Origin of the sequence: Caballeronia sp. LZ032 (assembly GCF_031451315.1) — a bacterium.
GTDB lineage: Bacteria > Pseudomonadota > Gammaproteobacteria > Burkholderiales > Burkholderiaceae > Caballeronia.
Genome location: NZ_JARUXP010000001.1, coordinates 2,553,736 through 2,566,307 on the forward strand (window position 1 = coordinate 2,553,736; position 12,572 = coordinate 2,566,307).

General features: G+C 64.3%; 16 protein-coding genes, 1 tRNA gene and 1 riboswitch. Of the genes, 10 read left to right on the plus strand and 7 right to left on the minus strand.

The window, feature by feature from the left end; all coding sequences use genetic code 11:
* The first annotated feature begins 24 nt into the window (after positions 1 to 24).
* The gene (locus QCE69_RS11940) at positions 25 to 528 is read left to right on the plus strand and encodes a DUF3318 domain-containing protein (protein ID WP_309930855.1); all 504 of its coding nucleotides are present in this window, start codon (positions 25 to 27) and stop codon (positions 526 to 528) included.
* Between the two features lie 15 nt (positions 529 to 543).
* Here QCE69_RS11940 and QCE69_RS11945 read toward each other — a convergent pair whose 3' ends face one another.
* From QCE69_RS11945 to glyA, 7 genes are all read right to left on the minus strand, one after another.
* On the minus strand, positions 544 to 1,014 hold the full coding sequence (locus tag QCE69_RS11945) for a type IV pilin protein (protein WP_309930857.1): 471 nt from the start codon (positions 1,012 to 1,014) through the stop codon (positions 544 to 546).
* A gap of 9 nt (positions 1,015 to 1,023) precedes the next feature.
* On the minus strand, positions 1,024 to 1,527 hold the full coding sequence (locus QCE69_RS11950; protein WP_309930859.1) for a pilus assembly PilX N-terminal domain-containing protein: 504 nt from the start codon (positions 1,525 to 1,527) through the stop codon (positions 1,024 to 1,026).
* Positions 1,528 to 1,530: 3 nt separating this feature from the next.
* Entirely contained in the window at positions 1,531 to 2,331 is an 801-nt protein-coding gene (locus QCE69_RS11955) for a PilW family protein (RefSeq protein ID WP_309930861.1), read from the minus strand.
* Positions 2,328 to 2,711, minus strand: a complete 384-nt coding sequence (locus tag QCE69_RS11960) for a prepilin-type cleavage/methylation domain-containing protein (RefSeq protein WP_309918319.1) — start codon at positions 2,709 to 2,711, stop codon at positions 2,328 to 2,330. Before QCE69_RS11960 ends, QCE69_RS11955 begins: the two co-directional genes overlap by 4 nt.
* Positions 2,708 to 3,265 carry a GspH/FimT family pseudopilin gene (locus QCE69_RS11965; RefSeq protein WP_309930863.1) on the minus strand — a complete coding sequence of 186 codons (558 nt, stop codon included), beginning with the start codon at positions 3,263 to 3,265 and terminating at the stop codon, positions 2,708 to 2,710. Before QCE69_RS11965 ends, QCE69_RS11960 begins: the two co-directional genes overlap by 4 nt.
* 157 nt (positions 3,266 to 3,422) lie before the next feature.
* Positions 3,423 to 3,905, minus strand: a complete 483-nt coding sequence (nrdR, locus tag QCE69_RS11970; protein ID WP_309809690.1) for a transcriptional regulator NrdR — start codon at positions 3,903 to 3,905, stop codon at positions 3,423 to 3,425.
* Positions 3,906 to 3,923: 18 nt separating this feature from the next.
* Positions 3,924 to 5,171 (minus strand): serine hydroxymethyltransferase, encoded by a 1,248-nt coding sequence (gene glyA, locus QCE69_RS11975; RefSeq protein ID WP_309930865.1) that lies wholly within the window; start codon positions 5,169 to 5,171, stop codon positions 3,924 to 3,926.
* A gap of 190 nt (positions 5,172 to 5,361) precedes the next feature.
* Positions 5,362 to 5,460: riboswitch (ZMP/ZTP riboswitch) on the minus strand.
* A gap of 206 nt (positions 5,461 to 5,666) precedes the next feature.
* On the opposite strand from glyA, the gene ydfG reads away from it, so the two are divergent.
* The 9 genes from ydfG to QCE69_RS12020 all read left to right on the plus strand — a co-directional run bounded on the left by ydfG (position 5,667) and on the right by QCE69_RS12020 (position 12,415).
* Entirely contained in the window at positions 5,667 to 6,413 is a 747-nt protein-coding gene (gene ydfG / locus QCE69_RS11980; protein ID WP_309809694.1) for a bifunctional NADP-dependent 3-hydroxy acid dehydrogenase/3-hydroxypropionate dehydrogenase YdfG, read from the plus strand.
* 127 nt (positions 6,414 to 6,540) lie between these two features.
* Positions 6,541 to 6,990: a tol-pal system-associated acyl-CoA thioesterase gene (gene ybgC / locus QCE69_RS11985; RefSeq protein WP_309930867.1), complete on the plus strand. Its 450-nt coding sequence runs from the start codon at positions 6,541 to 6,543 to the stop codon at positions 6,988 to 6,990.
* A gap of 175 nt (positions 6,991 to 7,165) precedes the next feature.
* Positions 7,166 to 7,843 (plus strand): protein TolQ, encoded by a 678-nt coding sequence (gene tolQ, locus QCE69_RS11990; RefSeq protein WP_016346195.1) that lies wholly within the window; start codon positions 7,166 to 7,168, stop codon positions 7,841 to 7,843.
* A gap of 14 nt (positions 7,844 to 7,857) precedes the next feature.
* The gene (gene tolR / locus QCE69_RS11995) at positions 7,858 to 8,301 is read left to right on the plus strand and encodes a protein TolR (RefSeq protein WP_309809701.1); all 444 of its coding nucleotides are present in this window, start codon (positions 7,858 to 7,860) and stop codon (positions 8,299 to 8,301) included.
* Complete coding sequence (gene tolA / locus QCE69_RS12000) at positions 8,298 to 9,416, plus strand: cell envelope integrity protein TolA (protein WP_309930869.1); 1,119 nt, start codon at positions 8,298 to 8,300, stop codon at positions 9,414 to 9,416. Before tolR ends, tolA begins: the two co-directional genes overlap by 4 nt.
* Positions 9,417 to 9,561: 145 nt before the next feature.
* Positions 9,562 to 10,854 carry a Tol-Pal system beta propeller repeat protein TolB gene (gene tolB, locus QCE69_RS12005; RefSeq protein WP_309809704.1) on the plus strand — a complete coding sequence of 431 codons (1,293 nt, stop codon included), beginning with the start codon at positions 9,562 to 9,564 and terminating at the stop codon, positions 10,852 to 10,854.
* Positions 10,855 to 10,908: 54 nt separating this feature from the next.
* On the plus strand, positions 10,909 to 11,415 hold the full coding sequence (pal, locus tag QCE69_RS12010) for a peptidoglycan-associated lipoprotein Pal (protein ID WP_309809705.1): 507 nt from the start codon (positions 10,909 to 10,911) through the stop codon (positions 11,413 to 11,415).
* 35 nt (positions 11,416 to 11,450) lie between these two features.
* Positions 11,451 to 12,200, plus strand: a complete 750-nt coding sequence (ybgF, locus tag QCE69_RS12015) for a tol-pal system protein YbgF (RefSeq protein ID WP_309918331.1) — start codon at positions 11,451 to 11,453, stop codon at positions 12,198 to 12,200.
* Between the two features lie 139 nt (positions 12,201 to 12,339).
* Positions 12,340 to 12,415, plus strand: a tRNA-Lys gene (locus QCE69_RS12020).
* Positions 12,416 to 12,572: the final 157 nt, after the last annotated feature.

The window sequence follows — 12,572 nt, forward strand, 5'->3', positions numbered from 1 at the left end:
CCGATCCGCGCACCTGAATCCGCCATGAGCCAACAAGACGACACCTTCAAGACGCCGAAGCGCGACAAGATGCAGAAGCTGCGCACACCCCACATGCGTGCGCTGCGCAAGGAATTGCTGATTGCGCGCGCGGACGTTGAACGCATGGAAATGCGCCAGGCCACGCACGACCTGCGCTCGTCCATCACGCATTTCAGCTTCCTGCGCTTTCTGATGCCAGGCGGCGGCACCAGCCGTTGGAGCAAACGCGGCCGTGGCGCGTCGGGGGGCGGCGTCGGCGGGATGCTGGGATCGCTGCTCGGCTCGAAGAACATCGGCGTGCTGTTCAAGCAGTATCCGATCATCGGCTCCGTCGCCTCGCTCGTGCTCACCAAGACGGTGCGGACCAAACTCCTGAGCGGCGCCAAGCCGCTGCTCAAGTGGGGCGGCCTCGGATTTGCCGGCTGGGAAGCCTGGCGCATCTATCAGCAGATGAAGTCGAACACGCCCGAGACTTCAAATGACGCCGTCGATCCGACGGTGTTCTGATTCCCTTCCGCCCCACTACATTCTCCCCGCCCAGCAGGCAACCGACTGTGCCGTGTCCAACGGCGCGGTCGCACCGGGCGCGCGATTCCAGCGCAGTCCGGTGGCATCGACGACAAACACACCGCACGCGTCATCCTGCATCTCGCCGGGGGTGACCGGCGCGGCTTCGATTCCATATCCGCCGTTGGTCGCGTTCTCAGGCAGCACGGTGAGGCGATAGACGGCCCTGCCGCTTGATGGCGCCTGATCGAAACCCGCGCTCAGGACGATGGCATCGGCGCTGGCCGCGACCTGCCCGAGCCGCGCCGTTTCGACGAACTGGACCGCCTTGAGCGCTGCGGTGGCGGCATCGACGCGATGCGCCTTCGTCACATGAGTCCGATAAGCCGGTACGGCGAAAGCCGCCATGACCGCGGCCACGGCGAGCGCGATCATCAATTCGAGCAGACTGAACGCTGCTTCCCTCGTTGCTTCGACGCGTTCCATGCGCACCTCTCAGAACGGCCTGGCGACGACGCGCCGCCAATGCTGCGCGCTGACGTCGTCGGCGACGTCGATGCGCAACTGCAGCCACGTTTCCGAGTCCGGCGTGGCGCCGAAACCGCGCGCGGTGATCAGGTAGGAAACCTCGGCCGTGCCCGGCGGATGCGTCCACGCTTCGATCAGGCATTGCGGCGCGCGGTAGGCATATGGCCAGGTATCGAATGGCCTAACGGCCAGCGGTGCCGCGCCTTCGAACGAAGCCTTCGAGCGCCAGCGCGATGGCTCGCTGTTCATGGCCGGCAGCGCGGCCGCGAGCATTCCGCTGCAGCGAAGCAGCGCGCCGTCCGCCGCGTGAAATGCCTGGACCCGTTCGCGCGTGGCAACCGTCGAGCGCGCCGCGACGAGCGAGGTTTGCAGCCAGGCGCTCGCGGTGACCAGCATCATCGCGGCGAGCATCAGGACGATGGGCAACGTGGCGCCGCGCGAGTGTGAGCGTGAAGGTGAGCGTGCTTTCATGGCTCAACCGGCCTCGCGCGCCGACAGAAGCGGCGCATTGCGCAGCGCGACGCGCCGCCAGAAGGCTTGTCGGGCGCGGCCGTCGTCGCTGTAGGCGGGGACGCCGTCGCAATCGACATGATTAACGCGGCGTTTCGCCTGCGCCGTGAAGCCGCGCACCAGCACGCAGAGATCCACCGCATGCACCTCCTTCCAGCGTCCGCGAGCGATACCCGAAGCGGCCAGCGCGACAGGCGCGCCCGGCAGCCAGTACAGGGCGCGAATACGCTCGACGCCCTCGACGATCGGCTGCGCCTGCTTGCCGTTGCCTTCGCAATAAAGTTCGGGCTCGCCGGTGGAGGTGCTGGCCTTCGCGTGGAAGCGATTGGTGGCGTAGGTGTCGGGGACTGCCTGGCCGAGGCAGTCGGTGGGCGCGCCGCCAGAAGTCGGCCATGTAGCGATGACGTCGGCCGCGTAGCGGACCTGCACGCCGTCCGAGCGGCTCGCGAGCGTTTCGCAGGAAGCGACCCCCTCCTCGCCGATCACGCGCCCCTGCGCACAACCGAAGATAGGCGCGTCCAGCCCGGCGTGCGGGTCGAGGTCGGCGCTGAATCCTGCCATCTGCAACTGCTGGCCGAGCATGTCCAGCGCGACCGACGCGGCTTCGTGCATGCGCACTGCGTCGGCGGCGCGTTCGAAAGCCGCGCGCTGGGCGCGGTAGAGCGAGAGACATGCGCTCACGATCGACAGCCCCAGCGCAAGTGCGATGCTCAGTTCGAGCAGCGTGTGCCCGCGCGAGCGTGAAGAGTGGAAGCGCGGATTCATCGCGCGAACGCCACGGCAACGCACGACGAGCGCGGCGGCGCCTGCGGCTCCGGACAGGCCTGCCCGCCCTCCTCCGCGTGCCAGCTCACGGTCGCGACATGCACGCCGGCTGCGCGATCGAACACGGCGACGTCGCCTGCGGGAAGCATGGACGCCGCTCTCGTGCGCCATTGCGACAGGATTGCCGCGCTATCCGCGTCGCCGCGCATCCCTTCGGCCACGGAATCCGCAATGAGCGCGGCGCGCTCGCGCAGCAGCGCCATGCGCTCGCCCCGCGCCAGCGCGCTCTGCAGGCCGGTCAGCCCTAATGCGGTCACCGCCGTGAGCGAAAGCGCAATCATCACCTCGACCAGCGAGTCACCGCGTTGAACACGCTTCATGCCGATGCTCCACAGGCGCCCTGCGTCATGCGCGCGCGCCCGCCCGCCGCAAGGCGGATGCAGCGCCGCGGCGCCGCGCTCGCGGAGGATTCGCCGCCGCGCGAAGCGAACTCGAAACTGCGAAATCCGCCGATCACCTGCCCCGAGGGCGGCGTGAAGGACATGTCACTCGACGTTCCCGCGATGGATACCGACGACATCGCCGCATGCAACCGCAACAACACCGGCACGCCTTCTCGCTCGACGAACAGTCCCCAGCCGCACGACCAATCGATGGCGCCGCCCTCGCAACTACGCCCGGTCGCGAGGCAACGACGCGCGGCATCGATCCGGCAAAGCGTGACGCGCACGCCGCGCCGAATGGTTTCGGCGCGAGCGAGTGAAAGCGTGGAAAAGAGCGCATGCGCGCGGGCATCGACCTGATCGCGCATTTGCCAGGACACGAATGAGGGCGCGGCGAACATCGCGACGATCGCCGTTACGGCGAGCACGACGCACAGCTCGACGAGCGTGACACCTGGAGGTATCCGGTGAAGCTTCTGGACCATCTGCATGCCTTATCGAGTGGATTGAGCCGGAGAGCCCAATCTAACGACAAAGCATGCCGCCCGCCATTAGCCGAATGGACGAGTGTTCATGCCGCCCGAAGCCCGGCACACTGCGCGGACGAACGGCTGGAAACCTGTCTGGGAGAAAGAGATGCGTGAAAGATCAGCGCTTGCGCGTGGTGGTTTTCTTCGGCGCGGCGCGCCGGAATTCCTCGAGCACGTCCTCGAATTCGGAGACATCCTCGAAACGCTTGTAGACGGAAGCAAAACGAACGTAGGCAATGGTGTCGAGCTGGCGCAACTCGTTCATGACGAGTTCGCCGAGCCGCTCGCTCTGCACTTCGCGCTCGCCGCTGCCGAGCAGCTGATACTCGATGCGCGCGACGGAGGCATCCACTGCATCCGCCGCAACGGGCCGCTTCCGGAGCGCGAGCTGCATGCTGGAAACGATCTTGCGCCGGTCGAACTCCACGCGGCTGCCATCCTTCTTGACGACCGAGGGCAGCGCCAGCTCCACCCGTTCATACGTGGTGAAGCGCTTGTCGCACGCGGGACAGCGGCGCCGGCGCCGGATCGCCGCGCCGTCCTCCGACACGCGAGAATCCACGACCTGGGTGTCTTCGTGTCGGCAGAACGGGCAGCGCATGAGCGTCGGACTCGCAGATTAACGGTAGACCGGGAAACGCTTGGTCAGGTCGGACACCTGAGCGCGCACGCGCTCGAGGTTCGCCTGGTCTTCCGGGTTGTCGAGCACGTCGGCGATCAGGTTGCCCACCAGCTCCGCTTCCTTCGTGCCGAAGCCGCGCGTGGTCATGGCCGGCGAGCCGAGACGCACGCCGCTCGTGACGAACGGCTTTTCCGGATCGTTCGGAATGGCGTTCTTGTTGACCGTGATGTGCGCGGCGCCGAGCGCGGCTTCAGCAGCCTTACCCGTGATCTTCTTCGCGCGCAGGTCGACCAGCATCACGTGGCTTTCCGTCCGGCCCGAGACAATGCGCAGGCCACGCTTCACCAGCGTTTCCGCCAGCACGCGCGCGTTCTCGACCACGGCCTGCTGATAGGTCTTGAACTCCGGCGAGAGCGCTTCCTTGAACGCAACGGCCTTGGCGGCAATCACGTGCATCAGCGGACCGCCCTGGATGCCCGGGAAAATCGCCGAGTTGATCTGCTTTTCGAACTCGGCCTTCATCAGGATCACGCCGCCGCGCGGGCCGCGCAGGCTCTTGTGCGTGGTCGTGGTGACGAAGTCGGCGTGCGGCACCGGGTTCGGATACACGCCGGCGGCAACCAGGCCGGCATAGTGCGCCATGTCCACCATGAAGTAGGCGCCGACGCTCTTGGCGATCTTCGAAAGACGCTCGAAGTCGATCTTCAGCGCAAACGCCGAAGCGCCCGCGACGATCAGCTTCGGCTTGTGTTCCTTGGCGAGCGCTTCGGTCTTTTCGTAGTCGATGTCTTCAGCTTCGTTCAGGCCGTAGCTCACGACGTTGAACCACTTGCCCGACATGTTCACGGGCGAGCCGTGCGTCAGGTGGCCGCCTTCGGCGAGGCTCATGCCCATGATCGTGTCGCCCGGCTTGAGCACCGCGAAGAACACGCCCTGGTTGGCCTGCGAACCGGAGTTCGGCTGCACGTTCGCCGCTTCCGCGCCGAACAGCTGCTTCACGCGGTCGATGGCGAGCTGCTCCACCACATCCACGTACTCACAACCGCCGTAATAGCGCTTGCCCGGATAGCCTTCGGCGTATTTGTTGGTGAGTTGCGAACCTTGCGCGGCCATGACCGCGGGCGAGGTGTAGTTTTCCGACGCGATCAGTTCGATGTGATCTTCCTGGCGGCGGTTTTCCTGCTCGATCGCCTTGAGCAGTTCGGGATCGACTTTGGCGAGGGTACTTTCGGCTCTGTCAAACATACGTTTTCCGTGAGTTCAATACAGGTTGACCGGATCGCGCGCGCGCCATGTTCGAAGTTGACTTCAAAGCAGACTTCAAGGCAGACGCAGGGGACGCTGGACACCGAGGATGTCCAGGCGCGACGGATGAGGGAAGAATCCGATTTCGCAAGGCGGACAGCCACCGGCAACGCAGCAACGGCGTGCGGATCTCAGCTGCCCAGGCGAACGGCAAAACGACGCTCCGCGCTTCCTGGTGGGTCGCTCCACCTTGAATCCGAAGATTCTATCGCCAGTCACGCGGGGTTTGAGCGTTGTAGTGTAATGGGCGGCCCCGCTTTAGGCAACCGGCTCCCCAGGCCCGCCGGATGGCGCGGGACGGTGCTTAAAGCACGATCGTTCGCACCCGTGATTGCTTGCCGCGATGCATCAATGGAAGTACCCTTTGCGCCGTTGCCGGACGCGCGTCCCTATTTGCTCCGGCTCTGCACATTCAACCTCATCCGGAGTCCGCCCATGATCGTCTTCGTCACCGGTGCATCCGCCGGCTTCGGCGCTGCCATTGCCCGCACCTTCGTCAAGGGCGGCCATCGCGTGATCGCCGCGGCGCGCCGCAAGGACAGGCTCGTCGCGCTGTCGAAGGAACTCGGCGATGCCCTCCTGCCGCTCGAACTCGATGTCCGCGACGAAGCCGCCGTCCGGAACGCCATCGCTTCACTGCCCGAGGCCTTTGCCCAGATCGACGTGCTGGTCAACAACGCCGGCCTCGCGCTCGGCCTGGAGCCCGCGCAGCGCGCCAGTCTCGACGACTGGAAGAACATGATCGACACCAACTGCACGGGCCTTGTGACGATCACGCACGCGATCCTGCCCGGCATGGTCCAGCGCAATCGCGGTCACGTGTTCAACATGGGCTCGGTCGCGGGCACCTATCCGTATGCGGGCGGCAACGTCTACGGCGCCACCAAGGCGTTCGTGCGGCAATTCAGCCTGAACCTGCGCGCCGATGTCGCAGGCACCGCGCTGCGCGTGACCGACATCGAGCCAGGACTCGTGGGCGGCACCGAGTTCTCGAACGTGCGCTTCAAGGGCGATGACGCGAAGGCGGACACTGTATACAAGAACACGCAGGCACTCACGCCCGAGGACATTGCCGACTCCATTTACTGGATCGCCACGCGCCCCGCGCATGTGAACGTCAACGCAATCGAGATCATGCCGATCGCGCAAAGCTTCGCACCGTTGCAAATTCACCGCGCCTGAATCGCGGATCCGCCTAAGGATTTGGCGGTGTCGCGTCCGCTTCCGGTAAAATGCCGCCGATGAATATTTGTCAAAAAGCGAGCCGGGGCGGTCTGACCTGCCACGGCGCGTGCAAGGCAGCACACAGGTGAGTGATCCGTTGACCTTCGAGTGGCCGATTCGGGTGTATTACGAGGACACCGACGCCGGCGGCATCGTCTTCTACGCGAACTACCTGAAGTTTTTCGAGCGGGCGCGCACCGAATGGCTGCGCGCTTGCGGCATCGACCAGCAGGTTCTCGCCGAGTCCGAAGGCATCGTGTTCGTCGTGAGGCGCACGTTCGTCGAGTACTCGTCGCCGGCGCGTCTGGACGATGTCATCCGGATCGAGAGCCGCATCGAACGACTCGGACGCGCATCGGTAGATTTTCATCAGGAAGCGTGGCGCGACGGCGTGCTGCTAGCGACCGGCGACATTCGCGTCGCGTCGGTGGCGCGCGCATCGATCCGTCCGGTCGCGATTCCCGACGCAGTGACCGACGGACTGCGGCGCGGCCCGCACGCCGCCAGGCGCAGCGCCGGTCCTGACCCAACCTGACCGAACCTGACCGATGAACTTGTCGCACCTCCAGACGGTCGATGCACCGTGCAACAGAGGAAGCACTACTGAACACGAGCCGGCCACGGCGCGGCTTTCGTTTTATTCACATTCGTTTCACGAAAGCATGACGCTTTGACCGGACGCCCCGTTCGGGACGTTACAGCGGACCTTTATGAACAATACTCAAGACCTGTCAATCGTTTCCCTCGTCATTCACGCGAGCCTGCTCGCGCAGGCGGTGATGGCGCTGCTCCTGCTGCTGTCGCTCCTGTCCTGGACTTTCATCTTCCGCAAATGGTTTGCCATTCGCCGCGCACGTGCGCAGACCGAGCGTTTCGAGCGCGATTTCTGGTCGGGCGGCGACCTGCAGGCGCTTTATCAGAGCGCAGCCAACAATCGCCACACCATCGGCGCGCTGGAGCGTATCTTTGAATCCGGCATGCGCGAATTCCTGAAGGGCAAGGAGCGCCGCATCACCGATCCGGGCGCGATCCTCGACGGTTCCCGCCGCGCCATGCGCGCCGCCTTCCAGCGCGAAATGGACGTGCTCGAAGCGAATCTCGCGTTCCTCGCGTCGGTCGGTTCGGTGAGTCCGTATATCGGTCTGTTCGGCACGGTCTGGGGGATCATGAATTCGTTCCGCGGCCTCGCCAACGTGCAGCAGGCCACGCTCGCGAACGTCGCGCCGGGCATCGCCGAAGCGCTCGTCGCAACCGCCATCGGCCTGTTCGCCGCGATTCCGGCCGTGGTCGCCTACAACCGCTACGCGCATGACATCGATCGCCTGGCGATCCGCTTCGAGACCTTCATCGAAGAGTTCTCGAACATCCTGCAGCGTCAGGCGCACTGAGAAAGGAGTCCTCGATGGCAGGCCCGATTCGTTCCAGCATGCGCGGCAGTTCGCGCCGCGCCATGGCCGACATCAATGTCGTGCCGTACATCGACGTGATGCTCGTGCTGCTCGTCATCTTCATGGTGACGGCGCCGCTCGTTTCGCCTTCGATCATCAATCTGCCAACCGTCGGCAATGCGCAACCGCAGGAACAGCAACCGCCGGTCGTCATCAACATCAAGGCCGACGGCAGCATGAACGTCCGCTACAAGAACGACGACGGCGCCACGCAAGAGCAGAAGATGACCAAGGACGATCTCAACACGTTCGTGCTGAACCGCCAGGAGTCGCATCCTGACCAGCCCGTCGTGATCGCCGCCGACAAGACAGTGAAGTACGAGGTCGTCATGAACGTGATGTCCGATATGAAGTCGCGCGGCGTGAAGCGCGTCGGCTTGCTCGTCAAATCGCAATGACCGTTTCGCAGAACAAGCATCAGCCAGCGCGCGGCGCGTCCGCACGCCCTCTCCGCCCGCCGCGCGAGCGCGGCACGGGCCGCGCGTTCGCGCTGGCCGCGCTGATGCATCTGCTGCTCATCTGGCTGCTGTATCACGGCATCAACTGGCAGAACAACACGCCCGCCGGCGCCGAAGCAGAGATCTGGACCGAACTCCCCGACACGCCCGCGCCGACGCCCCGCCCCACCCCCACGCCACCCGTCCCGCAAGCGAAGGCGCCGCCGGCGCCGCCGCCCGCGAAGGACGAAGACGCGGACATCGCGCTGCAGGAAAAGAAACGCAAGCAACAGGAAGCCGCCGCGCGCGAGGCGCAGCTGGCCGAACAGCGTCGCCAGCAGGAACAGGCCCAGCAGGAAGCGGAAGCGAAGCGCCAGCAGCAGGCCGCGCAAGCCGCCGCAGCCGCGGCCGCGCAGCAGAAAGCGATGCAGGACAAGCAGAAGCAGATCGAGCAGCAACGTCAGGCCGAATTGCAGAAGCAGCAACAACAGAAAGCACAGCAGGACAAGCAGCGCCAGCAGCAAGCCGAGGCGCAGAAGCAGGAACAGAAGCAGGAGCAGTTGAAGGAACAGCAGGAAGCCAAGGCAAAGGCTGAAGCCGACGCCAAGGCCAAGGCTGCCGCCGATGCGAAAGCCAAGGCCGCTGCCGATGCGAAAGCCAAGGCGGCCGCCGAAGCCAAGGCCAAGGTCGATGCAGAGCGCAAGGCACGCCTCGCGCAGTTGCAGGGTCAGCTGGGCGGCGGCACGGCGTCGAGCGGCGAAGGGCTTGCCAAGAGCGGCACCGGCAAGGGCGCGGGCGGCAATGCGACCTCGCCCGGCTATGCGGAGAAGGTGCAGCGCCGCGTGCGGCCGAACATCGTGTGGGCGGGTGAGACCGCCGGACTGGAGACGGTCGTGTCGGTGCGCTGCTCGCCGTCGGGCACGTTGCTGTCGGCGAACATCACGCGCTCGAGCGGCAACGAGCAATGGGATCAGGCGGCATTGCGCGCGGTGCAACGATCGGATCCGATGCCTGTCGACACCGACGGCAAGGCGCCCGATCACTTCACGATCACGCTGCGCCCGGCCGGAAGCTGATGACGCAGAACACGCGATGCCTTGGCAACAGCAGCCAAGGCGCGTTGAAAGCCTGCATTAAGCAGCGGGAACGAATCGTGCGTCCGCGGGTCTGTTCTGCAATCCGCGGACACTTGAAAACGCTTTTTTCTGGAACCTATACAGCATGAGTTTGATGACGAAGCTTGGCCTGAGAACGCTGGTCGCGTCCTGCCTGATCGCAGCCGGCACTGCCGCACACGCCCAGTTGAACGTACTCGTGACCGGCGTCGGCTCCACGCAATTCCCGATCGCCACGGCCAACTTCGCCAATGAAGCGAGTTCGCCGCAGCAGGTCAGCGCGATCATCCGCCAGGATCTGCAGCGCAGCGGCAAGTTCACGAACATCGACGCGGGCAGCACGCCCGTCTCCGAAGGCGACACGGTCGATCTCGGCGCCTGGAAGGCCAAGGGCGCGGACGCGTTCGTATCGGGCAGCGTGAACAAGCTGCCGAACGGTCAATACGAAGTGCGCTTCCGTCTCTACGACACGGTCAAGCAGCAGAACCTCGGCGGCCTGTCGCTCGTCAGCGCCGAAAGCGGCCTGCGCATGAGCGCGCACAAGATCGCCGACTACATCTACGCCAAGCTGCTCGGCGGCCGCGGCGTGTTCGCCACGCGTCTGTCCTATGTCATCCAGACGGGCGGCCGCTACCAGTTGCAGATTTCCGATTCGGATGGTCAGGACGCGAAGATCGCCCTCTCCAGCCCCGAGCCGATCATCTCTCCGGCATGGTCGCCGGACGGCACGAAGGTGGCGTACGTGTCGTTCGAGCGCAAGAAGCCGGTGGTGTACATCCACGATCTGCCGACGGGACGTCGCGTGGTCGTGTCGAACCAGAAGGGCAACAACAGCGCCCCGGCGTGGTCGCCTGACGGCCGCAAGCTCGCGGTCGCGCTCTCGCGCACCGGCAACACGCAGATTTTCGAAGTCAATGCAGACGGCTCCGGCCTGCGCCGTCTGACCCAGGGCAGCTCGATCGACACCGAGCCGTTCTACTCTCCTGATGGCAACTCGATTTATTTCACGAGCGATCGCGGCGGCCAGCCGCAGATCTACAAGATGCCGGCGGCAGGTGAAAGCGCCGGCGCGGCCCAGCGGGTCACGTTCACCGGCGCGTACAACACGAGCCCGCGCGTGAGCCCGGACGGCAAGCAACTCGCGTACATTTCGCGCACTGGCGGCGGCTTCAAGCTGTACTTGCTGGACCTCGCGTCCGGCACGGCAACGGGGCTGACCGACACGACGCATGACGAATCGCCGAGCTTCGCGGCGAATGGTCAGTACATCCTCTACGCCACCCAAGTGAACGGACGTGGCGTGTTGGCAGCCGTATCGACCGATGGTCGCACGCGGCAAGTCTTGTCAGTACAGGGCGGTGCGGTGCGCGAGCCGTCCTGGGGTCCGTTCATGCAATAAGTCCAGCAATAACGTTCACATACAACGTTCAGCTACAACACAAGGAGAGGTACCATGATGTCGAAACTTCGTATCGGCCTGGCAGTTGCGATGGTCGGCGCATTGGCGGCTTGTCACTCGGGCGTGAAGCTCGACGAAGGCCAGAACAAGGGTGCAGTCGGCACGCAGCCGAACCCGACGGACGTGAAGCAGGTCAACATCGACCCGTTGAACGACCCGAACAGCCCGCTCGCCAAGCGCAGCATTTTCTTCGACTTCGACAGCTACGCCGTGAAGGACGACTATCAGCCGCTGCTGCAACAACACTCGTCGTATCTGAAGAGCCATCCGGAGCGTCACGTCCTGATCCAGGGCAACACCGACGAACGCGGCACGAGCGAGTACAACCTGGCGCTCGGCCAGAAGCGTGCGGAAGCCGTGCGTCGCGCGATGTCGCTGATGGGCGTGGCCGATTCGCAAATGGAAGCCGTGAGCCTCGGCAAGGAAAAGCCGATGGCGACGGGTCACGACGAAGCGTCGTACGCGCAGAACCGCCGTGCGGATCTCGCATACCAGCAGTAATCACGTAACGTAACCTGTCACGGGTGAGTCGCTCTATGTTGTATCGCTTTCCCTTGCTGCGCGCCGCCGCAGCCGCTTGCGTGGTGGGTTCGACGATGTTCGGCGTGCCCGCGCACGCCGGCGTCTTCGACGACAACGAAGCGCGCAAGGCCGTGCTCGACCTGCGCACGAAAACCGACAGTCTGTCGAATCAGTTGCAGGCCGCGCAACGCACGATCCTCGATCAGCAGAACCGCATCGACCAGTTGAATCAACAGGTCGCGACGGTTCGCGGGCAGAACGAGGATCTGACCAACCAGGTCGTGACGCTGCAAAAGCAGCAGAAGGACTATTACGCCGATCTCGACTCGCGCCTTAAGAAATTCGAGCCGCAACAGGAGACGATCGACGGCATGACCGGTTCGGTGCAGCCCGGCGAGACGGAAGCGTTCAACGCGGCGTCGACTCAATTCCGTAGCGGCGATTACAAGAACGCCGCGGCGTCGTTCAAGACGTTCGTGGCGAAGTATCCGCAGAGCCCGTATCAGCCGACGGCGCAGTACTGGCTCGGCAACGCGCTCTATGCCCAGCGCGACTACAAGGGATCGACTGCGGTCTGGCAGAACCTGGTGAAGAGTTATCCGACGCATCCGCGAGCACCCGAAGCGCTGCTTGCGATCGCAAACAACCAGATCGAGCAAGGCCAGAAAGCGGCTGCCAAGCAGACGCTCCAGCAGATCATCTCGCAATACTCCGGTACGGAAGTCGCGACGACGGCGCAGAGCAAGATGTCGCAGGTAAAGTGATCGAGGCCTGCTGCAAGCAATGAGAGAGAACGCCTGCGGGAAGTCATGCCGCAGGCGTTTTTTCTGAGGACATTGGCCGGTTTGCGATGCGGTTTGGTTGACAAAAAGCCAATTCGCAGATTATAATTTCGCCTCTTTTGGGTCGTTAGCTCAGCTGGTAGAGCAGCGGACTTTTAATCCGTTGGTCGCGTGTTCGAGTCACGCACGGCCTACCAACAGAATCTGCTTCAAAATCAACATCTTAAAGACAGCAGGGTAAAGCAAGTCACTTTACTGTGGGGAGCTTTACCGTGGTGCCCTACGTGGGGACCCCGTGCAGCCTGTGGGGTCACCATCGGATCGCTTCGGAGAGACATCGTGATGGACTCTGAC